This is a genomic window from uncultured Microbulbifer sp. (genome assembly GCF_913055755.1).
GTDB lineage: Bacteria > Pseudomonadota > Gammaproteobacteria > Pseudomonadales > Cellvibrionaceae > Microbulbifer.
Window position 1 is genome coordinate 1 of record NZ_CAJXKH010000016.1, and the last position, 23,731, is coordinate 23,731.

At 57.8% G+C, this 23,731-nt stretch carries 16 protein-coding genes and 1 pseudogene; 8 read left to right on the forward strand and 9 right to left on the reverse strand.

The features are described 5' to 3' along the window. The 3 genes and pseudogenes from QZ511_RS04800 to QZ511_RS04810 all read left to right on the forward strand — a co-directional run. Nucleotides 1–226 (forward strand): annotated as a pseudogene (locus QZ511_RS04800) (3-oxoacyl-ACP reductase); the annotation flags it as partial. A 22-nt stretch (nt 227–248) separates the two neighbouring features. Further along, on the forward strand, nt 249–1,430 hold the full coding sequence (locus tag QZ511_RS04805; RefSeq protein WP_295799759.1) for an acetyl-CoA C-acyltransferase: 1,182 nt from the start codon (nt 249–251) through the stop codon (nt 1,428–1,430). Nucleotides 1,431–1,453: 23 nt separating this feature from the next. Continuing rightward, nucleotides 1,454–2,437 carry an NADPH:quinone oxidoreductase family protein gene (locus tag QZ511_RS04810; RefSeq protein WP_295799761.1) on the forward strand — a complete coding sequence of 328 codons (984 nt, stop codon included), beginning with the start codon at nt 1,454–1,456 and terminating at the stop codon, nt 2,435–2,437. Between the two features lie 71 nt (nt 2,438–2,508). Here the strand turns inward: QZ511_RS04810 and QZ511_RS04815 are convergent, their stop codons facing one another. The 4 genes from QZ511_RS04815 to dinB form a co-directional block, all read right to left on the reverse strand. Continuing rightward, complete coding sequence (locus QZ511_RS04815) at nt 2,509–2,973, reverse strand: hypothetical protein (protein WP_295799764.1); 465 nt, start codon at nt 2,971–2,973, stop codon at nt 2,509–2,511. Beyond that, a complete protein-coding gene (locus QZ511_RS04820; RefSeq protein WP_295799766.1) occupies nt 2,970–3,683 on the reverse strand; it encodes a sigma-70 family RNA polymerase sigma factor in 714 nt (237 codons plus the stop codon). The genes QZ511_RS04815 and QZ511_RS04820 overlap by 4 nt, the downstream gene beginning before the upstream one ends. A 180-nt stretch (nt 3,684–3,863) precedes the next feature. Then, entirely contained in the window at nt 3,864–4,199 is a 336-nt protein-coding gene (locus QZ511_RS04825; RefSeq protein WP_295799771.1) for a DUF6116 family protein, read from the reverse strand. 178 nt (nt 4,200–4,377) lie between these two features. Next, on the reverse strand, nt 4,378–5,460 hold the full coding sequence (gene dinB / locus QZ511_RS04830; protein ID WP_295799773.1) for a DNA polymerase IV: 1,083 nt from the start codon (nt 5,458–5,460) through the stop codon (nt 4,378–4,380). 104 nt (nt 5,461–5,564) lie between these two features. On the opposite strand from dinB, the gene QZ511_RS04835 reads away from it, so the two are divergent. Beyond that, on the forward strand, nt 5,565–6,080 hold the full coding sequence (locus QZ511_RS04835; protein ID WP_295799777.1) for a carboxymuconolactone decarboxylase family protein: 516 nt from the start codon (nt 5,565–5,567) through the stop codon (nt 6,078–6,080). Between the two features lie 255 nt (nt 6,081–6,335). Here QZ511_RS04835 and QZ511_RS04840 read toward each other — a convergent pair whose 3' ends face one another. From QZ511_RS04840 to ppnN, 4 genes are all read right to left on the reverse strand, one after another. Next, nucleotides 6,336–8,984, reverse strand: coding sequence for a TonB-dependent receptor (locus QZ511_RS04840; protein ID WP_295799779.1), 2,649 nt, complete (start codon nt 8,982–8,984; stop codon nt 6,336–6,338). 390 nt (nt 8,985–9,374) lie between these two features. Continuing rightward, nucleotides 9,375–9,698 carry a ferredoxin FdxA gene (fdxA, locus tag QZ511_RS04845; protein WP_295799782.1) on the reverse strand — a complete coding sequence of 108 codons (324 nt, stop codon included), beginning with the start codon at nt 9,696–9,698 and terminating at the stop codon, nt 9,375–9,377. Between the two features lie 146 nt (nt 9,699–9,844). Beyond that, nucleotides 9,845–12,514 (reverse strand): DNA mismatch repair protein MutS, encoded by a 2,670-nt coding sequence (gene mutS, locus QZ511_RS04850; RefSeq protein WP_295799785.1) that lies wholly within the window; start codon nt 12,512–12,514, stop codon nt 9,845–9,847. A 224-nt stretch (nt 12,515–12,738) separates the two neighbouring features. Beyond that, on the reverse strand, nt 12,739–14,112 hold the full coding sequence (gene ppnN, locus QZ511_RS04855) for a nucleotide 5'-monophosphate nucleosidase PpnN (RefSeq protein WP_295799788.1): 1,374 nt from the start codon (nt 14,110–14,112) through the stop codon (nt 12,739–12,741). 269 nt (nt 14,113–14,381) lie between these two features. On the opposite strand from ppnN, the gene QZ511_RS04860 reads away from it, so the two are divergent. Beyond that, the gene (locus QZ511_RS04860; protein WP_295799790.1) at nt 14,382–16,334 is read left to right on the forward strand and encodes a glycoside hydrolase family 3 protein; all 1,953 of its coding nucleotides are present in this window, start codon (nt 14,382–14,384) and stop codon (nt 16,332–16,334) included. 74 nt (nt 16,335–16,408) lie between these two features. Here QZ511_RS04860 and QZ511_RS04865 read toward each other — a convergent pair whose 3' ends face one another. Further along, nucleotides 16,409–17,371, reverse strand: a complete 963-nt coding sequence (locus QZ511_RS04865) for an N-acetylmuramoyl-L-alanine amidase (RefSeq protein ID WP_295799793.1) — start codon at nt 17,369–17,371, stop codon at nt 16,409–16,411. A 669-nt stretch (nt 17,372–18,040) separates the two neighbouring features. Here QZ511_RS04865 and QZ511_RS04870 point away from each other — a divergent pair. The 3 genes from QZ511_RS04870 (at nt 18,041) to QZ511_RS04880 (ending at nt 23,725) form a co-directional block, all read left to right on the forward strand. Further along, nucleotides 18,041–20,938 carry a carboxypeptidase regulatory-like domain-containing protein gene (locus QZ511_RS04870; protein WP_295799798.1) on the forward strand — a complete coding sequence of 966 codons (2,898 nt, stop codon included), beginning with the start codon at nt 18,041–18,043 and terminating at the stop codon, nt 20,936–20,938. Between the two features lie 442 nt (nt 20,939–21,380). Then, nucleotides 21,381–22,619: an SH3 domain-containing protein gene (locus tag QZ511_RS04875; protein ID WP_295799801.1), complete on the forward strand. Its 1,239-nt coding sequence runs from the start codon at nt 21,381–21,383 to the stop codon at nt 22,617–22,619. A gap of 11 nt (nt 22,620–22,630) precedes the next feature. After that, nucleotides 22,631–23,725, forward strand: coding sequence for a dipeptide epimerase (locus tag QZ511_RS04880; protein WP_295799805.1), 1,095 nt, complete (start codon nt 22,631–22,633; stop codon nt 23,723–23,725). Nucleotides 23,726–23,731 lie beyond the last annotated feature (6 nt).

A 23,731-nucleotide genomic window follows, 5' to 3' on the forward strand; every position in this document is an offset into this window, starting at 1 on the left:
CAACCGCTTCATTCTGTGCGCCGGTGCCGGCGCCTATACAAAGGCAAGAATTGTCGAGACCGAAGGTATTTATCTGACCCCGGAACAGCAGACTGCGGAAAATGTGCTGGCAAACCTGGATGCGATCAGCGATGAGCGGGGCCAGCAGGAACTTGTGGGTGGCTTGAATCAGACCCTCAAGTTTGTACAGAAAGCAGCGGCGTCCATGGGCGTGAAACTCGGCTAACAGGTATAAGGAGGAATTGGACATGAAGGAAGCCGTCATTGTATCTACCGCGCGCACCCCGATCGGCAAAGCCTACCGCGGTGCCTTCAATAATATCGAAGCCCCCAGCCTGGCAGCGCATGCAGTGCGCGCGGCGGTGTCCCGTGCGGGTATCGACGGAGGGGAGGTGGACGACTGTATTTTCGGTGTTGCCATGCAGCAGGGGACTACAGCTACCAATGTCGCGCGACAGATTGCCCTGCGCTCGGGCCTGTCCACATCGGTGGCGGGTATGACAATCGATCGCCAGTGTTCTTCCGGCCTGATGGCTGTCGCAACCGCGGCCAAGCAGATTGTGCACGACGGGGTTCCGGTGGCTGTGGCCGGCGGTATGGAATCCATTTCGCTGGTACAGAACCAGCACATGAACAGCTTTCGCGTGGCCGATCCCGCGCTGCTGGAAATGCATTCGGCTATTTATATGCCGATGATTGATACCGCGGAAATTGTAGCCAAACGATACGGTATCGGTCGCGACCGGCAGGATGAGTATGCGTTGCAGTCCCAGGCGCGCACCGCTGCCGCCCAGGAGGCGGGCCTGTTTGCCGATGAAATTGTACCGGTCACCTGCAACAAGGTTGTGGTGGACAGGGAAACCGGCGTGCAGTCTGAACAGGAAGTGACACTGTCGCAGGATGAGGGCAATCGTCCGGGCACCACTATTGAGGGATTGCAGGGACTTGGACCCGTGCGGGAAAACGGGGTTATTACCGCCGGTAATGCTTCGCAGCTTTCCGACGGCGCTGCGGCGATGGTGCTGATGGACTCCCGGCTCGCGGAACAGCGTAATCTGGAACCCCTGGGTGTATATCGCGGTATGGCAGTGGCCGGCTGCGAACCGGACGAAATGGGTATCGGCCCCATCTACGCCGTTCCAAAACTGTTACAGAGGAACGGGCTCAAGGTGGACGACATCGGTTTGTGGGAACTGAACGAGGCCTTTGCGGTTCAGGTACTGTATTGCCGCGACAGACTGGGCATCGATAACGAGCGCCTGAATGTCAATGGTGGGGCTATTTCCATCGGCCACCCCTACGGAATGAGTGGTGCGCGGATGGTCGGGCACGCATTGCTGGAAGGCAAACGCCGCGGTGTGAAGTATGTGGTAGTGACCATGTGCGTTGGCGGTGGCATGGGTGCTGCCGGTTTGTTTGAAGTGCTGTGAGCGAAAAATATCGAGGAGGCTATATGCGCGCACTGGTTTGTGAATCGTTCGGCCCGGTCGAGAACCTGAAAGTCATTGAGCAGTCTCTGCCGGCACTGAAACCCAATGAGGTCCGGTTGCAGGTACATGCCGCGGGGGTGAATTTTCCCGATGCACTGATGGTGCAGGGCAAGTATCAGGTACGGCCCGAACTGCCTTTTATTCCCGGCGGCGAGTGTGCCGGGGTCATTGCGGAAGTGGGCGAAGAAGTTAAGGGCTTTAAGGCCGGGGACAAAGTGATCGCGATGCCCGGCCTGTCCGCCTTTGCCGAGCAGGTAAACGTCGATCACAAGCTGCTGATGCCCATGCCGGAAGGTGTGAGCTTTGCAGAGGCTGCGGGCTTTTGCATTACCTATGCCACTTCCTATTACGCCTTCAAGCAGCGGGCGAAGTTGCAGGAAGGGGAAACCCTGGTGGTACTGGGTGCTGCCGGGGGCGTGGGCGTCACCGCTATCCAGCTGGGCAAACTGATGGGGGCGCGGGTTATTGCCTGTGCGTCCAGTGCCGAGAAGCTGGAGTTTTGCCGGGAAGTAGGTGCTGACGAGGTGATCAACTATACCGAGGAGGATCTCAAGGAGCGTATCCGTGAACTGACCGATGGTCGGGGCGCGGATGTGATTTACGATCCGGTAGGAGGTGATTTTACCGAGCAGGCGTATCGCGCCATTGCCTGGGGAGGACGGTACCTGGTGATTGGTTTCGCCGCCGGGGATATTCCCAGGCTGCCGTTAAACCTGCCCCTGCTCAAAGCCGGGGATATCCTCGGGATATACTGGGGCGGTTGGGCCGCACGGGATCCCAAAGGAAATATGCAGAATTTTTCCGAGCTGCTGAATTTTGTTACCAAAGGCAGGCTCAAACCAATGACGACGGAAGTATTTTCGCTGGCGGAATTTCAATCTGCATTTGCGGCAATTCGCGAGCGGCGGGCGCTTGGAAAAGTGATTCTTTCCCTCGAAGAGAGCTAGGCCAGAAGATGGCTTTGTCGCCACATTGGTCGCGGACCAATGCGGCTTTTTTACGACTTTTTTTGCGGGCTTTATCGTGGAGTAGGCAAGATTCTGCAGTGCTCGCGCGCCTGGGTCTCCAGGTCCGAGGGTAGTGCATCACTGACGGAAGTGCGCTGCTGCTGTCGCCACTGGTTGCACAGTGCGATGTAACTGCCGGCATTCACCTCACTGCGCAGATTGAACCACTGGTCCATCTGCGCCTGGCTGGCTACCGACTCCGGGTGGAATTTCAATGCCGGGTCTTCCGCATTCTGATTATTCCCCGAGTTATTCAGGGTCAGTGCGCCCAGGTACTGGGCCGGGTGCAGCAGAATCACTGCGATGGCAATGGCGCTGAATCCAGATGCGGCCCGGGAAAGTGCCCTGTTTTCCGTTTTGATGGGGGCGTAGCTGCGCGCTTGCGTCAACACTTTCTGGTTCAGTGCCTCCGGAGCCACAATATTGCCGGCGGCGGCTGCGTACTCTTTTTCCCACTCGATTCGTGTACCGTTCATACCGCTGCTACCTCTATCCCGCTCACAGCCTCACTGATTTTGCATGTTCTTCCAGTAACAGCGGGCCTGGTTGCTGCCGGTCTTTTGTCGGGCCGGGACGGTGACTCCTGTGCCTGGGCCATGGCCGCTCGGGACTTGCGAGTTACCCAGGCGCGCTGGGAGGGACCATTGACGTATAGCTCGAGGTTGCTCCTGGATTGGTGGTAAATGGACGCGCACTGCTTGAGCGTCAGTTGCTCGATATCGGCGACGCCGGCGAGAGATACGCCGCACTCGACGTACAGTAAAAAGACATTGCGTTCCTGGCGTGACAATTGTTGCACCGCCTGCATGAGTTTTCCCTGTGGGGAAGCGGGGTCGCAGTGAAACAGGGTTTCGATCTCCGGGACCTCTGGATCCGGGCTGTCCGGGCCACTCCCTGCACCGTTGTGCGAGGAGTTGAAGTCGCCTCGCTGCATCATCCGGTTTACCCGAATGAACAGCCAATTGCGCAGCTGGCGCCCATTCAACTGGGGTGGCTGTTCGAGCAGGCTCTCCCACAGGCTCTCCAGGATTCCGCTGTAATGGCGGCGGCTCATCTGCGCGCAGTACCGGAACAGTCTGTCCTTGTGGCGCAGGTATATCAGCCTGAAAGCCTTGAATTCTCGTGTGCGGTAATAGTGGGTGAGCAGGGCTTCGTCACTGAGTTTGTACAGCTTGTCCGCAAACATGGGATATGCCTCCTTGGCCTGGAATTCCCATTGTCCTGTTACTCGAATGCGCACTCACCGGCCGAAATTGCGAGATTTCGGTGGTGGGTAATTCAGCCTGGATACCTCGGGGCTTTGAGCATTTCGTTCGTTTTACATTATTTCGCTTCTTGTCCTGCCGAGCGAAAACCACTCTCTGGCTCAGTGTTTGCCGTGTCCGTCCTGGGAGCTTGTGTTATGCGTTTTTTGTTGTCGGCTTTCGGTCCTGTCAACTGTCTCCGCGCGGGCGTCGATCGTCTCTCCTTTAACGGTCTTTTCCTGCGGCGTCTGTTGACTCGTGTCACGGTCTTTTTTGCGCGATGCCAGGAACATGGTAGCGAGACCGAGCAAAATCTCGTCAACAAATGGCACCAGATCGGGAATCAGCAGGTCGATCAGAAACAGTGCACTGATCCATTTGAACAGCTGTGGGTGCTTCAGGTTGCCGGCGTATTTGAGAAACCACCCGACAAAGGCACTGGGGAGTACGCGTTTCATTGAGCCGATCGTATGCTCTTCCGGGACCGTGTTGGGAGTATAGTCGGCGGCGCGTTTCGGGGTGGGGCCGGGAAGGTGGTCGGGTGAGAATTTGCGCTTGCGGTGGCACCTGTTTCAATTTGTGGGCTTTATGAAATGATGAAAAAAACGCAGTACACTCCCCTGAACCGGCATACCTTCAGGGTGTTAGCGATTTGCGGTCGCGAAAGGGCAGTGGCAGCTGTTCCGGTCCCAATTCGGCGCGTAAATCCCTGAGTTTGACCCCAACCCCCAGCAAGCGGACCGGCTCGCCGCGCTTATCCCAACATTGCTGTAACAGTTGCTTGAACTCGCTGATACGCGCTGCACGGCTGCTGCGCTCCTGGGTGGTCTGGGTAAAGTCGGCATATTTGACTTTCACTATGGCACCGCTGATTTCATATCGGTCGCCGAGTTTCTCCATACGTTCCCACAGGCGGCCGTACAGGGTGGTCATTTCTTCCTGCCACTCGGCAAAACTGCACAGGTCTGCACTGAAGGTATGCTCGACGCTGACGCTCTTGCGCGCGCCATCACCATTGACTGGCCGTTCGTCAAGGCCGCGACACAGCTGGTACAGGCGATTGCCAAATTTGCCATACATCTGCGCCAGCTCGACCAGGGAAAAGCGCCTCAGGTCGCTGCAGGTGCGGATTCCCTGACGCTGCATCTTTTCCGCGGTGACCCGACCGACGCCGTGGATCTTGTTGACCGGCAGGCGCAGCACGAACTCCTCGACCGCCGCCGGGGTGATGACCGTCAGGCCATCCGGCTTCTGCCAGTCACTGGCTATCTTGGCAAGAAACTTGTTTGGCGCAACACCGGCGGAAATGGTGATACCCAGGGTTTCATTGACCCTGCGGCGTATTTCCGCGGCGATCAGGGTCGCGCTGCCATTGCAGTGGTTGCTGTCGGTGACGTCGAGATAGGCTTCGTCCAGGGATAGTGGCTCTATGAAGTCCGTGTATTCTAGGAATATATTCCTAATCTGCGCGCTGACTTCCCGATATTTTTTCATGTTACCGGGTACTACAATCAAGTCAGGGCAGAGCTTTTTTGCCTGGGAGGTAGGCATTGCCGAGCGGACGCCAAAACTGCGGGCTTCGTAGTTACAGGTGGAAATCACCCCGCGGCGGTCACTGGCACCACCCACGGCAATGGGCTTGCCCCGCAGGTTGGGGTCATCGCGCATCTCTACCGAAGCGTAGAAGCAGTCACAGTCGCAATGAATGATCTTTCGCATGCTGTGATTATATCCAGTGTTTTCCGCTGGCGGAAAGTATTCTGCCGATTGGATGACTCCAGATAGATTGAGGTCACAGTGCAAGGTGACAGGGCAGGTATCACATGAGCCGGATTTCGATGGTCGTACAGCCCGCTGATGAGCGGGTCCATGCAATATTTGAAGACATCCGTACCCAGTTGGGAGAGATTCCGGATATCTTCCGGGTGTACGCCAATGATCCGCCATTGCTGGAACTGATGTGGCAGCAGTACAGCAACTTGATGCTGCTGGGCAATCTGTCGCCCCATTTGAAAGAGGGCATCGCGCTGATGGTGTCGGCGGACAATCACTGTGATTCGGGCATTGCGCTACACAGCTCCCACCTGACCCGGTTGGGTGTAGACCCGAAAGAAGTACTGCGGATTCGTACCGACCCGGATCATGCGCATTTCGAACCCAAGGACCACGCCCTGCTGGAGGTGGCCCGCCACACCATCATTTCACCCCATGACCACGGCGAAAAACAGATCAAGCTCGCGCGTGTGGACGGTGCCAATGATGCGGAAATTCTCGAGGCGATGGCGGTAGCGGGGCTGATTACGGGGCTCAACAAGGTGGCAGATATGCTGGGCATGTGAAGTTCAATATATTGGAGCCGCGTTGTTTACTTGGCGAACAGCCAGCCCAGGAAACGGCCCGTCACTGTGGCGGGACCTGTTTACCTCCTTGCATATATCCAACCTTTAACGTATCTGATCTTGGGGATTCCTCTCAACCACCAGCGTTTTGTTGGCAAAAAAAAGCCGGCACCAAGGTGCCGGCAAGGAGAAGATTGAGAGGACGGCCAACGGACTGAACCGGAACTCAGTCCGCGGCCTCGATGGGGGAGATCATCAGAACTTGTAGTTGGCGCCGAGGAAGAAGCGGCGACCATTTTCCCATTCGCTACCCTGCAACGTGGGACCGCCATCCAGCTCGAAGATATCGTTCACGGTCTCGTTGGTCAGGTTAAGTGCCTCTGCGCGCAGGCTCAGCCTTTCGTTAACGTAGTAGCTGAACTGGGCATCCAGTGAGGTCTGCTCGTCGCGATACAGGCTGCCGACGGCCGTCTTTGCACGGAAAAATTCGGAGCGGTAGTTGTAGGCGAGACGTGCACTGAACAGTTCGTTTTCATAGTAACCACTGATGTTGAACATGTTCTCGCTGTTGCCCGGAAGTGTAACCGGGCCGCTCTGGGTTTCCGCGTCGCTGACATCGGTAAAGGTATAGTTGCCCACCACACCAAAGCCGTTGTCGAAGCTGTATTGCAGCTGGGCTTCCAGGCCACTCAAGTCGACACTGGGGCCGTTTTGCGGCCGGCGCATGGAGTCGATCTGCACTACTCCGTCGGGGCTGATTACCTGCTCTGAGCGGATTTCATCGAAGATATAGTCGTCAATCTGCTTGGTAAACAGCGTTGCCGCAGCCATGGCGCCCTCGGCAAAATACCACTCAGCCCCGAAATCGAACTGGGTCGCGCGGTAGGGCTCCAGTTCAGGGTTACCGCCTGAGCCAGCACTGGTTTCCGGTGTCAGCGATACAGAGGATGTCAGCTGGCTTGGGCTCGGGCGGGCGATTACCTTGGCCGCGGCGAAACGCAATACCACGTCCTCGCTCGCATCCCACGCCAGGTTCAGGCTGGGTAGTACATCGGAGTATTTCGCCTTCACCTCGTCGTACGCATAGTTGCCCTGCTCTGTAGAGAAGCTCCAGGCGCCGGAAGTAGTATCCGTGGTCACGTAGCGCACACCAATATTACCGCGCAGACCGGTGGAATCATCGGCAAAGTCCGCCTTAACATAGAGCGCATCCACTTTTTCATTGATGTCGAAAATGGACGGGTACCAGGTGGTATTGCGATTTGAACAGATTTCCGTGGTGCCGGCGGCACAATCGGGCAGCGCATCGAAATACGCATTCAATTTGCTGCGATCCGGATCGAAATAAGCGGCCGGGCCAAAGCCGGTTTCACCGTGCAATCCGCTTACCAGGGCGCCGCTCCAGAAATCTGCCGCAGTACCGAAATAGGCATCATTACCTTCTGCGCCCAAATTGGAAGCGTAGGTGCGGACCCGGTCCTGCCCGGTGTCGCGGTCGCGGGTCTTGTAACCCACCTTGACCAGGTTGAATGGCCCCACCTCCACATCGAATTCCGCATCGATCTGCGCATAGGCCTCTTCGTCGGTCATGGTGATCTGCGATTCGAAGTAGCCGTTCAACACCAGCTCATCGGCAGGGTTGGTAATCCAGGCGCTGTCATCGAAGCTGGCGCTGGGGCGGCCGTTGTTGGTATAGGTCCAGTTGACCCGGTCATCGTTGGCCTGGTTGAACCACTCGTAGAACCAGTCGTTGGCATTGCCCTCGGAGGTGGTGCGGCCTATCTGCCCGTGCAGGCGAGCGAAGCCGAGGTCGTAATTGGTTTCCAGGTCCAGTACGTCCGTATCCATGCTGGAGCCGTCGCGATAAATCACATCGTAGGCGACGTGACCACCCGCAAGTGCACCATCGATATCGGAAGAGGTCACCACACTGCCGTCAGCCTGGGTATTGGTACCGCCGTCGCGCACCGCATTGCGGGACAGGGGCAGGAAGTTCTGGTTCACGTTGGAAGCGCCCAGCTCGGAGGCCAGGTAGTGCAGCGTCATGTCGAACTGCTCGTTGGGTGCATATTGCAGATTCAGATCGACACCGCGGCGCTCGCGCTGCTGCTGGAAGAGCGCGGACCCGAGTCCCCAGGGAACGTAAACCTCTGCACCGGTATCCTGGGCATTCGTGGGAACATAATTGCCCAAGACTTCAGCCCCGTGACGCTCCACGGAGCGATCCTGAAATACCACCGCACCCAGTACCCCGAAGGTTCCAGCCTCATTTTTCCAAGAGGCGAATGCGGAACCCGAGGGGTCCCAGACATCCGGCAACTCACTGTACTGGCTTTCCAGGTTCATCGATGCGGTGCCGGAATCCAGATCCAGTGGTTTGCGGGTGCGCAGAATAACCGTGCCGCCTACTGAGCCTTCGTCAATATCCGCCTGTGGTGTCTTGTATACCTCGGCACTGGCGATCAGGTCGGAGGGCAGCATGGCGTAGTTGAAACCGCGCGACAGTGCGCTCAATACCTTCCACTGTGATGTGGCAACGGTCTGGCCATTCAGCAGGGTCATGTTGAGTGAAGAGTCGGTACCGCGGATGGAGACGTTCTCGCCTTCACCGAAATCGCGATCAATGGAGACCCCGGGTACACGCTGCAGCGCTTCGGCCACGTTTTTATCCGGGAACTTGCCGATATCCTCGGCAGTAATCGCATCCACCACGGAATCGGCGTTGCGTTTCATGTCGATATTCTGTTCCAGGCTGGCACGAATCCCGGTAACAACGACTTCTTCCAGGTTTTCGTTACTGCCCTGTGCCAGTGCTCCGCTGGAGACAATGGCCAGGGCGCTCAATGAGCCCAGGCGAACAAGAGAATGGTTGGCCGATTGAATGGCTTGACGAAGCTTGAGCATCCTTATCCCTCACGCATATGTTTTGTTTTAGAGTTATTACGATAGAAAGACAGCGCTATCATAAGGAATAAAATATTTTTAAATGGACGTTCGGTCAAGAATTATTTATGTGTATGTAGGGGGGTGAATACTATTTCCCGGTTTTGGCGCGAAAATCGTCACAGTCCGCTACAGGTGGTGGGTTGGCGGTACAGGGCTGGTGATGGCAGGCTGGGAGAAGAGTAGGGCAGGAGATAGGCAGGGCAGGAGATAGGCAGGGCAGGAGATAGATAGTCACCCGGCCGGAATTTGTACGAGACCACTTGTCGGGAGGCCAGTGTGATGCACAAAAAAACCGCCCTGAGCAGGCGGTTTTTGATATTGCTCTTTTGTCAGACTGACGGGCGTGTTTCAGCGCTCCAGATACTGCAGCTTGCCTTTTACTCCGTCCCACTCCTCGGCATCCGGCAGTGAGTCTTTTTTCTCGGTGATATTGGGCCACACCTCGGCCAGTTCCGCGTTCAGCTCGATATATTCCTGCTGATCGTCCGGCACCTCGTCTTCGGAGAAAATGGCGTTGGCCGGGCACTCCGGTTCACACAGGGCGCAGTCAATACATTCGTCCGGGTGGATGACGAGGAAGTTGGGGCCTTCGTAGAAGCAGTCTACCGGGCAGACCTCCACGCAGTCCGTGTATTTGCACTTGATGCAGTTTTCCCCAATTACGAATGTCATGCTTGTCCCTCTATCGTACAGCGGCTTACCTGGTCGGCCCGTTAACCCGGCAGTGGCTGCATAGGCCCCCTGCGGGTAGAAAGCAGCGGATTTTAGCAATTACTGGCGCGAATTGTAGTGGCTTTTGAGTCAAATTGGTTGGGTACTTATAACAAATTGCGCAGGGCATAGAGCTGCTCCAGCGCCTGGCGCGGTGTCATGTCGTCCGGATCCAGGGCCTCGAGGGCCTCTACCGCCGGGTGCGGTGCGCTGCCGAACAGGTCTACCTGGGCCGGGGCTGGGGCTGGGGTTTTTGCGATGGGTGCCGGGGGCGCTGCTGGCACCGGCTCCGGTTCTGCTGCGGGTTCCGGTTTTGGGGGGGACGGCTGCAGGCCGGGACCGGAATCGCGCGTGGTGTGGCCCGCTTCCAGGGCGGCCAGTCGCGCCTTGGCTTCTTCCAGAACTTCCTGCGGGATACCCGCCAGCTTGGCCACCTGCAGCCCGTAACTCTTGGAGGCGGGGCCCTCCTGGATACGGTGCAGGAACACGATGGAATCCCCGTGTTCGGTGGCATTCAGGTGGATGTTCGCCGCCTCCGGGCACTGTTGCGGCAGCTCGGTGAGTTCGAAATAGTGGGTGGCGAACAGGGTAAAGGCGCGCACCCGCTCGGCCAGGAAATGGGCGCAGGCCCAGGCCAGCGAGAGGCCGTCGTAGGTGCTGGTGCCGCGGCCGATCTCGTCCATCAGGATCAGGCTGTGCTCGCTGGCGTTGCGCAGGATATTGGCGGTCTCGGTCATTTCCACCATAAAGGTGGAGCGGCCACCGGCCAGGTCGTCGGCGCTGCCGATGCGGGTAAAGATGCGGTCCAGCAGGCCGATGCGCGCACTGTCCGCGGGCACGAAGCTGCCGCAGTGGGCGAGCAGGGCGATCAGTGCGGTCTGGCGCATATAGGTAGACTTACCGCCCATGTTCGGGCCGGTAATCACCAGCATGCGGCGGGACTCGTGCAGGTCGATGTCGTTGGCCACAAACGGGTCGTCCAGCACCTGCTCTACCACCGGGTGGCGGCCGCCTTCCACGTGAATACCGGGCTGTTCGGACAGTTCCGGCTGCGCCAGGCGCAGCTGGTCTGCGCGCTCGGCCATATTGGCCAGTACGTCCAGTTGCGATACCGCGGCGGCGGCGGTCTGCAGTTCCGCCAGGTGTTCATTGAGGGTGGTGATCAGCTCCTCGTACAGGAACTTCTCCCGGGCCAGCGCGCGGCTCTTGGCCGACAGCGCCTTGTCCTCGAACTCTTTCAGTTCCGGGGTGATAAAGCGCTCGGCATTTTTCAGGGTCTGGCGGCGGATATAGTCCGCGGGGGCCTTGTCGCTCTGGCCGCGGCTGATTTCGATAAAGTAGCCGTGCACCCGGTTGTACCCGACCTTGAGGGTAGGGATGCCGGTGCGCTCTTTTTCCCGGGTTTCCAGTTGCACCAAATAGTCGCCGGCGTTTTCACTGATGCCGCGCAGCTCGTCCAGCTCGTCGTCGAAGCCCTCCGCAATCACCCCGCCATCGCGGATTACCACCGGTGGGTTTTCCACGATGGCGCGCTGCAGCAGTTCCACGGTTTGTGGCCACTCACCCATTTCTGTTCCCAGCTGTGCCAGCAGTGCCGCATCCGCCTCACTCAGCTGGCGCTGCAACTCCGGGAACTGGGACAGCGACATACCGAGGCGGGACAGGTCCCGCGGGCGCGCGGAGCGCAGGGCCAGGCGGCCGAGGATACGTTCCATATCGCCGATGGGCTTCAGTGCCTCCCGCAGGGGTTCGAAACGGTAGTCACTGATCAGGGCGGAGATGGCCTGTTGGCGGCCCTGCAGGGTGTGCAGGTTACGCAGCGGGTTGTTCAGCCAGCGGCGCAGCAAACGGCTGCCCATGGCGGTTTTACAGGCATCAAAAACCGAGAGCAGGGTATTGTCGTCGCCGCCGTTGAGGTTGGTGTCGATCTCCAGGTTGCGGCGGCTGGCCGGGTCCAGGGCCACGGTGTCTTCGCTGCGCTCGGTGCGCAGGGTGCGAATATGGGGCAGCTCGGTACGCTGGGTGTCGCGGGCGTACTGCAGCAGGCAACCGGCGGCACACAGGGCCGCGTGCATATGGCTGCAGCCGAAGGCCTCAAGATCCATGGTGCCGAACTGGCGGTTCAGCAGCCGCAGCGCACTCTCCAGATCGAACTCCCAGGGGGCGCGGCGGCGCATGCCCGGGCGGCGCTCGATTTCCGCGGGCAGGGTCAGGTCTTCGGATACCAGCAGTTCGGTCGGGCTGTAGCGCTGTACCTGTTCCGCCAGGGCTTCCAGTGTTTCCACTTCCTGCACCGCGAAATGGCCGGTACCCACGTCCAGCAGGGCCAGGCCGAACTTGTCGCCCACCAGTACCGTCGCCGCCAGCAGATTGTCCCGGCGCTCGTTCAGCAGCGCCTCGTCGGTGACCGTGCCCGGGGTGACGATGCGCACCACCTTGCGTTCCACCGGTCCCTTGCTGGTGGCCGGATCGCCGATCTGTTCGGCAATCGCAACGGATACCCCGGCCTTGATCAGCCGCGCCAGATAGCCCTCCGCCGCGTGATAGGGGATACCGGCCATGGGAATCGGCTGTCCGCCGGACTTGCCGCGGGCGGTGAGGGTCACGTCCAGCAGTTCGGAGGCGCGCTTGGCGTCGTCGTAGAACAGCTCGTAGAAGTCCCCCATGCGGTAGAACACCAGCTCCTGGGGGTGCTCGGCCTTGATGCGCAGGTACTGCTGCATCATCGGGGTGTGTTCGACTTTATTGTTCTGGGACGGCGAGGCGGTTGCGGACATGTAGGGAAAAATCTTTTTAAAACAATAGGTTAGTTTTTCTGGGGCGCCGCCGGTTGCGGCTGTGGGCCACCTGTTGCGGGAGGCCCAGATAGGCGAGAGAGGATACCAAAGGCGCGGGGGAAGAACTATCGAACTGGTTGGTCGAATGGTCTGCCCCCGCGCCCGGCTGCTGAATCGCCGGGCGCCGGGGGCAGGCACACAGTGGGGCACGAGGCCCCGAGGGGTCAGTCCCTGCAGATCTGATAGCAGGGCTTGTATTCCGTGCCTGGCAGTTTCATCCGCTGCTGTTTGACAAAAGAGTCCAGCAGGGTGTCCATGCTGTGCATGAGCGCGGGATCGCCGCACAGCTCATAGGGTCCATTTTTCTCCACGTTGCGAATACCCTCGTCCTTCACATTGCCGGAAACGATGCCGGAAAACGCCCGCCGCAGGTTGGCGGCGAGCAGGTAGGGCGCCTGGTTTTTGTGCAGTGCGAGATCGCGCATGTTTTTGTGGGTGGGTGCAAACGGCCGCTGGAACTCGGTGGAGACTTTCAGTTGCCAGTTGAAATAATAGGCATCGCCGGTTTCCTTGCGGTGCTCGCGCACTTTCTGGATACCCGCAGCCATCTGCCGTGCGACTTCCTTTGGGTCGTCGATAATGATCTGGTAGCGGGACCTGGCGGTCTCGCCGAGTGTACTGGCGATAAACTGATCGATGCGGATAAAGTATTCCGCCGCGCTGGCGGGGCCGGTAAAGATCAGCGGGAACGGCTGCTGCCTGTTGTCTTCGTGCAGCAGAATGCCCAGCAGGTACAGTATTTCTTCCGCAGTACCGGCGCCGCCGGGAAATACGATGATGCCGTGGCCGGTGCGCACAAATGCCTCCAGGCGCTTCTCGATGTCGGGCATGATCACCAGCTGGTTGACGATGGGGTTGGGCGCTTCTGCCGCAATGATGCCCGGTTCGGAAATGCCGAGATACTGGCCGTGCCGGTCGCGCTGCTTGGCGTGGCCAATGGTTGCGCCTTTCATCGGCCCTTTCATGGCCCCCGGGCCACAGCCGGTGCAGATATCCAGGTGTCGCAGGGCCAGTTCGTAGCCCACCTGCTTGGTGTAATCGTATTCCTCGCGGGAGATGGAGTGCCCGCCCCAGCACACCACCAGTCTCGGTGTGCGATCCCGGTCAAAAGTGCCCGCATTGCGGAGGATATGGAACACCGCATCGGTAACACCCTGCGCGGATACCAGGTCGTAGCGCGGGTCGCCGGTGATTTCGCTGTTCACATAGATGATGTCCCTAAGCACCGCGAACAGGTGTTCGGCGATACCGCGGATCATCTTGCCGTCGACAAACGCCGTTTCGGGCGCGTTCGACACCTTGAGTTTGACGCTGCGTTCTGTTGGCATCACGGAGATATCAAAATCCGCATACCGCTCCAGTAGCTCCTTGCCGTCGTCCATATAGTTTCCGCAGTTGAGCACCGCCAGGGCGCAGTTGCGGAAAACCTGGTAGAGGGGACCGCGGCTTTCGTCGGTGAGTTTGTGGATCTCGTACTTGGTCAGGATATCGAACTGTCCGGTTGGCGATACCTGTGCATCGACGACTTCATTGGACATGTAAACCCCCGTAACGCTAAATGCGTATTTAGTAATAGACGTGCCATGCTTGGGACACGGGCCGAGACAAGCTGGGCTGAGACAAGTATTGCATACCGGAGCCGGAAGCCTGGCCTGCCTTGCCAATGCAAAAGGCCGTGGTTGCGGACTAGGCTGATTGCAGAACTGACCGGGGTGAATCGTCACCGCGTATAGCCGGAGCTTGCCTGTCCGGACTGGAATAAATTATTCTGGCCTGAAGAATAATGGTTAATGGAATATCGACCTGTATGAAGATCCTGCTGCGCCCGGTGCTGGTTACTTTTTCTGCACTTGCCCTTACTTTGTCCACCGCCTGCTCCGATAATTCCCGTGAAACTCGCGAGGAGAGCGATACTGTTGCAAGCGGAACCCCGTTGAGCCTGCGGGAAAAAATTGCCCAGAAAATCATGCTGGATATCCGCTTCTATTGCGCCGACGGGGCACAATCAGCGGAGGGAACCCCGCACTCGCCACACTGCGACCAGCCCGTGACCAGCCTGCTCCCGGCACTGGGGGAAATGATCCGGCGAACCGGTGTGGGCGGCATCATCCTGTTCGCGGACAATCTGCAAGACAGCGCCCAGATAGTGGGGCTGAACCGGTCCCTGCAGGAGGCGGCCGCCAAATCCGCATCACGCACACCGTTGCTGATCGGTATCGACCAGGAGGGCGGTCGTGTCAACCGCCTGCCGCGAGCGGAGGCAGCAGCCTTTGCTGGCAATATGGCGATTGGTGCCACCTATCCTCATCACGGTGAGCACTTTGCTGCGGCCACCGCCGAGGTGATGGCGGACCAGCTGCGGGTGCTCGGCTTCAACGTCAATTTTGCGCCGACTCTCGACGTGAACAGCAACCCGGAAAACCCCGTAATCAACGTGCGCTCCTACGCCGAAACCCCCGAGATTGTGGCGGACCTTGGTGCTGCCAGCGTGGCCGCGTTCCAGCGCCAGGGTATCGCTGCCACGGTAAAACATTTCCCGGGGCACGGAGATACCAGCGTGGACAGCCATACCGGCTTGCCGCGGGTAGAACGCACCCTGGACAAGGCTAATGCGATAGATTTGCTGCCTTTCGCCCGGGTCATCGAGCAGTCGCAGCCGGCACTGACCATGACCGCCCATATCCAGTATCCCGCCCTCGACAACACCACTCTGCGCTCCCGCTCGGGTGAGCAGGTACTGGTGCCCGCGACCCTGTCCCACAAGATATTGACCGAGCTGCTGCGGGAACAGATGGGATATCAGGGCGTGATCGTAACGGATGCGATGGATATGGCAGGTATCAGCGATTATTTTTCCGCGGCCGATGCGGTGGTGAAAACCTTTGCCGCCGGTGCGGATATCGCGCTGATGCCGGTAAAAATTCGCTACCCGGAAGATTTATACCGCGTGGACGAGATTATCGACCGGGTTGAGAACGCCGTGGCCAGCGGCGAACTGTCTTCCGAATTGCTGGATGCCTCGGTACGGCGAGTATTGAAGCTCAAGCAGGAATTCGTCGACCCGGCATGGGTGCAGCAGGACCAGGAATCTGCAGTCGCCAGTGCGCAAAGCCTGCTGGCAACACCGGCCCATAGAACCCTCGCCCGCGAACTTGCCACCGCCGCCCTTACCGCGGTGTCCCGTCCCGATACGGCGAAATTGCCAGTGATCGATGTCGGTACCAAACATGTGCAGGTGTTGGCGCCCAATCTCGCGGTGGGGGAGGCGTTCAAGGTGGCCTTGTCGGCCGTGACCGCTGCTGAAATTGAAGTGCTGGATCCGGCGACTGCCAGTGAAACCGTCGCGCGACGACCTGCGGAGGCACTGGTAGTGGCGAGTATTGTGCCGGCGGAGAGCGCGGTGGAACTTGGAGGTGCGGAAGATCTTGAGCGGCCGCGTAAACCATTGCGCAGCCTGTCAGTAGCGGAACTCTACGACGTCTACCGGGACAGTATGCTGACAGTTCGTCAGCGCGGAGGAAAAACTGTATTCGTCAGTATGCGTTCCCCCTATGAAGCGGCGCGCTTTACAGAGTTCGCGGACATGCGGCTGGCCAGTTACGATTACAAGGCATTTATCGATGCCGATAACCAGATGCACGGCCCCGTGTATCGGGCGCTCGCGGAAGCTCTAGTCAGTCGGGAGTTACCGCAGGGGCAACTCCCGGTCACGGTTGCGCCCGTGGGCGCAACTGGTGCAACGATTGCTGGAAGCAAGTGACCAGGCACTACTTGGCCGGATAGCTTGTAGTTAACTGTTTTTTTACCGCTGTGTGTTGATTGTCGGGTGCGATATCAATCGCGCCCGACCACGTCCTGCTGTTGAATGCTGGGGTAGCGGCTCAGCTTTTGCGGAAAATATTTTTCCAGCAGCGCGAGTAAAATCGCTCGCGTCTGATTGTCCACCTCACCATCTGCTTTCCACGGCCGGAAATGGAATTGAAAGGCCCGGGTATAGAGGCTGATTTCTTCCTCGCTGGCGGTTTCGGGGTCTATGCCGTAACCGTAATCTGCAAGCCACTGGGCGAAACGCCTGCGCACACTGTCCGCATCGCTGGTGGTATTGCCATCCAGGTATTCCAGGTGGCGCTCGACGGTGGCGTCATCGTACCAGGCGCCGATGCCTGCTTCCGCCAGCTTTTGCCAGGGGAATTTGGGGCCGGGATCGATTTTATAGTGCGGGATAATATCGCCGTGGCCGATAACCCGGGTGGGGGTGATATCCGGATAGCGCGCGAGAATATCTCTGGACAGCGCAATGACCAGGTCAATCTGTTCGGGATCAAACTCCGGGAAAAAACACACGGCCTCCGGTTCCGCACCGGGGGAGGACTCGGGGGGCGGCTCACAGTGGGCTGTATTGACGATTTCGATTCCGATGGAGTGGTCATTCAGCTGGCTGCGATCTTCCCAGGCGCTCCTGCCCGCGTGCCAGGCACGGCGATATTCATCCACCAGCTGGTACACCCGCAGGTCATCGTGGGGATAGCTGGGATCATTATTCTCCGGTACCAGGTAATGGGAGCTCACCGGTGACGAGCTGGGCTGGGTCAAAACCCTCAGGGATGTCCCAAAATCGATGGCGGTAAAGTGCAACACCAGAAAGCGCACGCGCTCGCTGGCATTTTTGGATGGCACTACTTCGATGTCATAAGCATCACTCTGGTGATTCATGCCGCTGCTGGCGCAGCCGGATAGGCCCAGTGCGGCCAGGAATAGTATCGGGGAGACACTGGTGAGGAGTTTGGGGGGAATCATAGGCATCCTTCCGCCGAGTCAGGTGTTCGGCCTTTGCCGCGCCTTGGCCGTTGTTGAGTTCCGCTGCCTTTTTTATTTCTGCAATACAGCAGCAGCTTCTGTCCGATGTCCGATCAGAGGACACTTTCCCTTGAGATTGTACAAATAAATTATTCTTGATTTCCAGGCGTTTGGGAATTTTTTAGGCGGGGTGGGGGATGGCAGGCGCAGGGAAGCTTTTTGTGCCAGCGGGTCTGATGCCCCATTATTCCAGCTATTCGTCCGTCACTCATCGCGCTGTTTAATTTTTGACCTGCAAGGATGAGTCTGGCGTCATCGGTGTGACATTTGTGACAATTTGCCCATTGTGGGAATTATTTCTTGAATTTTTTATGATTTTCTTCTCGCACTTCAGGAATTTTTTCAGCAGAATGAACTCAGGAATATCTTATTCCATGCGGCTGATATAGATGCGTATATTTTATCAGTCGGGTCGTTTACTAGATCGACTGAAGAACAAAAATAACCATTGTATTAGGCGCTGATGGGAATTTTGGTGACGAGTCCAAATTTCCCCTTAGGGGATAAACACAATAAAAGCCTGGGAGGCCATCCATGTTCCAGAAGACGAAGTTGAGCTCTTTGTTCCAGAGTACGACCTCAACAACACTTTCACGCTCGGCTGCGGCAGTGGCTGGTGTACTGTTCTCAGTTTCCGTTGCAGCCCAGCAGTCGGGAAGCATCGAGGGTACTGTCTACCTCGACGAGCAGGTTGAAGCGGCCGGTGTGACCATTACCGCCTCGAGCCCGGTAATGCCGAAAAGCCGTACGGTGGAAACCGATGCGGACGGCGAATTCAAATTGCCGGCGCTGATTCCCGGTACATATACACTGACCCTGACTACCGAAGACGGTCTTACCCGCACGGTCACCACCAAGGTACTGCTGGATCAGCGTTCCAGCGTTTCGGTGATGATGGCTCCGGAAGTTGCCGAAGGAGTTGAGGAGGTGGTTGTCACCGGTCAGGTTGTCACCGCGGGGGGCAACGCGTCCCTGTCCAACGCCATTGGCGGAGATGTGATCGAGTCGCTGCCGATCGGCCAGGACCTGCGTGACCTGATGAAGCTCGCACCCGGCGTCCAGTACACGCAAAACTCGGTTCGTGGTCCCAGTGCCGGTGGTAGCGGTCAGGACAACGTATACATGTTTGACGGTGTGAACGTCACTCTGCCGATGTTCGGTACGCTCTCCGCCGAGCCTTCCAGCCAGGACGTGGAGCAGTTCTCTGTCGAGCGCGGTGGCGCGCGGGCGATCGGCTTTAACCGCTCCGGTGGTATCAAGGTCAACACCAAGACCAAGTCCGGTACCAATGAATACAAGGGCAGTGTGGAATACAAGTTCCAGACTGCTGATATGCGGGAAAGAACCAAAGCGGGCACCAAGGCTGAAACCGATTACAGCTGGATGACCGCCAATATGGGTGGTCCGATTATTGAGGACCAGCTGTTTTTCTATGGTTCGTATTACGGACCGCGTTCGAGTCGGGACAATAAGGAAACCGCCTACGGCCCAACCAAGGATTATTCCAGCGAGCGCGACGAGTACTACGGCAAGCTGACCTGGGCTCCGATCGAAAGCGTGCTCGTGAATGCTGCTTATCGCACCTCTGATCGTGTCAATGAGGGCGCGTCAATCAGTTTTGACGAGGCAGACTCCGTCTCCGTGGGTGAAGAGGCCGGTATGGACATCCTGACTCTGGATGGCTCCTGGCTGATCAACGACGACACCACAGTGACCTTCCAGTACAGTGATTATGCTAACGAGACTGCCGGTGTCCCCGACAGCATGCTGGGTGTGCAGCCGGCTGTCGGTCAGGCGTTGGATCTCGCCAATCTGGATCAGATGGGCTACTTCAATGTGCCGGACTTGAGTACTGACGACCCCGCTTGGAATACCATCGTCCAGCCTTACGTCAACCTGTACGGGTACGACGAGAACGGAACATTGACTGGCGGTGGTGGTGTTGGTGGCTATTACCAGTCCAACATCCAGAATTTCTACCGCAAAAGTTTCGATCTGGCTCTGGACCACACTCTGGAAATCGGCTCAACCTCCCACGAGATTCACGTGGGTTACCAGTGGTCTGAAGGCCACGAAGAGCTGGCTCGCACCTCGAATGGTTGGGGCTCCATCAGTGTGATCGATGGCGTTGCGGATGCCGACGCGCCGGAGAATGCACGATTCCGTGCCTATACCGAACAGATGAGCCTTGTCAGCGCAGATGGCACAAGGGTTCCGCCGATCAACTCCTACACCGAATCACAGAACTTCGAGATCAACGATTCCATCGCCTGGGGTGACTTCATCTTTGATGTGGGTTTCCTGATCAGCCAGGACACCCTGTATGGCCAGGGCCTGCGCGAAGCCGACACGCTGTCCGGTTATGAAGGGGATCCGGGCAACAAGTACGAAATGTACAAGGTTGACTGGAAAGACATGATCCAGCCGCGCCTGGGTGTAACCTGGTCCTACAACGAGAGCGGCACTGTGTTCGCCAGCTTCGCCCAGTACAACCCGGCTGCTTCCTCGCTGGCTCGAGCGGCCTCCTGGGATCGCAATAGCCAGGCCACGCTGGAAGTCTATTGGGATGAAGATGGTAACTTCATCAGTTCCGCGCCTCGTGAAGGTTCTTCCGGCAAATTGTTTGCCGACGACCTGGATCCCCGTCGCGTTGACGAGCTGACCGTGGGTACCACCAAGGAATTCGACAACGGTATCAGCCTGCGCTCCCATGTTCGCTACCGTGAAGGCTCTCACTTCTGGGAAGACACCTGGAACGGTTCGCGGGCTTACGGGTGCTACGGTGAAAATGACCAGTTCTGTGTCCCGGATGAAATTGCAGCGAAAGGCGACTACATCCCGGATCTTGATGAGAAGCTCGACCAGATCGGCAGTGGTTCAACTTATGTAATCGCCGAACTGGACGATGCTTACACAAAGTATCTGGAATTCAGCCTGGAAGCTTCCTGGGTGGGTGAGCGCACTTACCTGAATGCGTCCTACACTCGCAGCCGTTACCGGGGTAACTTTGACCAGGACAACACCACCTGGACAAATGATGCCAATACATTCATTGGTTCATCCTATCTCGCAGATGGCAAGGGTCGTCAGGTTTGGGATTACAAGGACGGCACGCTTCGCGGTGACAAGCCGAACCTGTTTAAATTCTTCGGCCAGTACACTCTGGACTGGAAGGCCAACGTTGGTGCGTATTTCGTGTACCAGTCCGGTGAGCCCTGGGAGGCGTGGGATGGCAGCATCTACGGCTACTCCAGCTCCACCAACCGCTACGCTGAGCCGGCAGGTAGCCGTCGCACCGATAGCCACTGGCAGATGGACCTGAACTACACGCAGAACTTCAATGTGTACGCCGATTACACTCTGAAATTCCGCGCGGACCTGTTCAACGTGTTTGATCGCCAGACCGGCTACAACATCGATCCGGAAGTGGGCTACTACGCCTTCGGTGAGCCGCGTAGTCACTACGACCCCCGTCGCCTGCAGTTGTCCGTAGGTATGGACTTCTGATTCGCGAGGAGTTTCTTGTAGAACTCTTTTGTTGAGCTTGCAAATTGCCCCGGCTTTGCCGGGGCTTTTTTGTAAAGAGAACATGGGAAAGTGCATTGAACGCATTGATGAATAATTATTTTTTTTAAAATTTTTTGTGAATAATTTATTCCTGGATGTAACAGGTTGCGTTACAATCTGTGATTGAACGGAATTTTTTATCTGGGCAGCGTTAATTAGGTCGACCGTTATGCGTGTTAAAAAACTGGTCATCGCTTATGCAGCTTCTTTCGCTGCAATACTGTCTCTTGTTGCCTGCGATGCAACAGAGAGGCAGGCGGAGAAGGGTACGTCCGCTTCACCTGCGGGCGCATTTGAATACGTCAGCGATGTTCCCGGAATCACGGAAGCGATGTTGCAGCCTGGATTTTGGCAGCAACGCTTGCGCGACGACAGTGAGCGGATGTCCGCTCAACAAATCCGCGACTTTAATTCTGCCAGTCTCGCGGATGATCCCAACCTTTATCGAATCGATGATTTTCCGCAGGAGATGTCGGGAGATCAGGTTGTTGCGCTGATAGACAAGGTAAGCAGGCCGGCTTCCAGCCCCCGTTTTTTTGCTGATGGAAATGACGTCGTCGCCTCCGATTATGCGGAATTTGATGAGGCGGTTCAGCGTGATCGGGTACCGGAGCTGGTCCCGGTTCGCTGGGGCGTTGTTGTTGCGCGCGCAAGCATGCGCAGTTACCCAACCCATGCCCGAGTGCTGAAGAGTGTCGAAGACCGGGACCTGGACCGATTCCAGGAAACCGGCGTATTTCCCGGTCAGCGCTTGGCAATTCTGCACGAGAGCGCCGACGGTCAGTGGTGGTTCGCGGTGAACTATCACTACGCGGCCTGGCTGCCGAAGAGCGCGGTTGCCATCGGCGAGCGTGAACAAATCAATCAGTGGTTCAACCGGTCGCCCCGCCTGACCGTCACCGGTGCCCAGGTGCGCACGAATTTCAATCCCGAGGAAGCCCGCACTTCACAGGTACTGCTGGATATGGGTGTTTCTCTGCCGCTGCTGAGTGCAGCGGAGGTGGGGCACAATGTTCACGGCCAGAACCCCCACGCCAGTTATATTGTCTCGTTGCCGGTACGCAGCGACAGCGGTGCACTGGAGTTTGAGCCGACGCTGGTGGGGCGCGGACAGGATGTTACCGTTGGCCATCTGAGCTATCGCCCTTCGCTCGTGCTGCAGCAGGCATTCAAATTTCTCGGCGAGCGTTACGGCTGGGGGCACGATTACAACGGTCGCGACTGCACCGGCTTTGTGGGCGAGGTGTACAAATCCTTCGGCCTGCTGATGCCGCGCAATTCCGGCCAGCAGGGCAAGGGCGAATATGCTCCCACCAAACGCTTTGCCGAGGGTGACCAGACGGCTCGCGAAGCGGCGCTGGCGGAACTATCGGTAGGTGACCTTATCTACATCCCCGGCCATGTGATGATGTACCTGGGAGAGGTCGACGGTGAGCCTTTCGTTATCCACGACGTGACCGGATTGAGCTATTACACCGAAAACGCCGGAGCCGCCGGCGACGAATCACATTTTTATCGGGGCACCTTATCCGGTGTTTCGGTCACGCCATTGACGCCGCTGCATCTCTCCCGGGAGAAGAGCTTCGTCGAGGCGATTTACGCAATAAAAACCATTATCTGACCGGTACTGCAATGAAAATAGTCGACGTAAAACTGGGCATGTTGCGAGTCCCCCTGGTGACTCCCTTCAAAACCGCGCTGCGCACGGTGGACGCCGTGGAAGATGTGGTTGTCATGCTGGAAACGGACACCGGGCATATCGGATATGGCAATGCGCCGGCCACGGCGGTGATTACCGGGGATACCCACGGCTCGGTAATCGAGGCGGTGCGCACGGTATTCACGCCGCTGCTGCTCGGCCAGAGTGTGGCGGACCTCAACCGTCTCACCAGGCAGATCCAGGGGGCGATGATCAACAACACCAGCGCCAAGGCGGCGGTGGAGATTGCGCTCTACGACCTGTTTGCGCAGAGCTACAAAACCCCCCTGTACCGTATTCTGGGCGGCGGTGAGAGCAGCCTGACCACCGATATCACCATCAGCGTGGACTATATCGACAAGATGGTGGCGGATGCGGAAAGTGCGGTGGAGCGCGGGTTTGAAATCCTGAAGCTGAAAGTGGGCAAGGACATCGGCCTGGATATCGAGCGTATCAAGGCGGTCTACGCCGCGGTGAAAGGCCGCGCCCTGCTGCGTCTCGACGCCAATCAGGGCTGGAGCCCGAAGCAGGCGGTACTGGCTATCCGTGGCCTGGAAGACGCGGGGGTGTTGCTGGAGCTGGTAGAGCAACCGGTCAAGGCTAACAACCTGGAGGGCATGCACTACATCTCCGAGCGGGTAAAAACCCCGATCATGGCCGATGAAAGTATTTTCGGGCCCCATGAGGTGATGGATATCATCCAGCGCCGCGCGGCAGACATCATCAATATCAAGTTGATGAAGACCGGTGGTATTTCCAACGCGCTGAAAATCGCCGACCTGGCCGGCCTTTACGATGTGGAGTGTATGGTGGGCTGTATGCTGGAAACCAGTATCGGGGTTTCCGCCGCGGCACACATGGCCGCGGCCAAGGCGCCGGTGGTGTCCAAACTCGACCTGGATGTTCCGTCCCTGTGCAATTTTGACCCTGTGGTCGGTGGCGCGACCTATAAGGATGCGGATATCATTCTGAATGAAACGCCCGGCCTGGGCATCGAGCATATAGAGGGCCTGCAATTACTGGCATAACTGCCG

Bases quoted from the DNA above. Each gene is read 5' to 3' on its own strand.
- QZ511_RS04840 (WP_295799779.1), bottom strand. From the start codon at position 8,984: ATGCTCAAGCTTCGTCAAGCCATTCAATCGGCCAACCATTCTCTTGTT.
- QZ511_RS04820 (WP_295799766.1), bottom strand. From the start codon at position 3,683: ATGTTTGCGGACAAGCTGTACAAACTCAGTGACGAAGCCCTGCTCACC.
- ppnN (WP_295799788.1), bottom strand. From the start codon at position 14,112: ATGTCCAATGAAGTCGTCGATGCACAGGTATCGCCAACCGGACAGTTC.
- fdxA (WP_295799782.1), bottom strand. From the start codon at position 9,698: ATGACATTCGTAATTGGGGAAAACTGCATCAAGTGCAAATACACGGAC.
- QZ511_RS04880 (WP_295799805.1), top strand. From the start codon at position 22,631: ATGAAAATAGTCGACGTAAAACTGGGCATGTTGCGAGTCCCCCTGGTG.
- dinB (WP_295799773.1), bottom strand. From the start codon at position 5,460: ATGCGAAAGATCATTCATTGCGACTGTGACTGCTTCTACGCTTCGGTA.
- QZ511_RS04865 (WP_295799793.1), bottom strand. From the start codon at position 17,371: ATGATTCCCCCCAAACTCCTCACCAGTGTCTCCCCGATACTATTCCTG.
- QZ511_RS04810 (WP_295799761.1), top strand. From the start codon at position 1,454: ATGCGCGCACTGGTTTGTGAATCGTTCGGCCCGGTCGAGAACCTGAAA.
- QZ511_RS04860 (WP_295799790.1), top strand. From the start codon at position 14,382: ATGAAGATCCTGCTGCGCCCGGTGCTGGTTACTTTTTCTGCACTTGCC.
- QZ511_RS04805 (WP_295799759.1), top strand. From the start codon at position 249: ATGAAGGAAGCCGTCATTGTATCTACCGCGCGCACCCCGATCGGCAAA.
- QZ511_RS04835 (WP_295799777.1), top strand. From the start codon at position 5,565: ATGAGCCGGATTTCGATGGTCGTACAGCCCGCTGATGAGCGGGTCCAT.
- QZ511_RS04875 (WP_295799801.1), top strand. From the start codon at position 21,381: ATGTCCGCTCAACAAATCCGCGACTTTAATTCTGCCAGTCTCGCGGAT.
- mutS (WP_295799785.1), bottom strand. From the start codon at position 12,514: ATGTCCGCAACCGCCTCGCCGTCCCAGAACAATAAAGTCGAACACACC.
- QZ511_RS04815 (WP_295799764.1), bottom strand. From the start codon at position 2,973: ATGAACGGTACACGAATCGAGTGGGAAAAAGAGTACGCAGCCGCCGCC.
- QZ511_RS04825 (WP_295799771.1), bottom strand. From the start codon at position 4,199: ATGAAACGCGTACTCCCCAGTGCCTTTGTCGGGTGGTTTCTCAAATAC.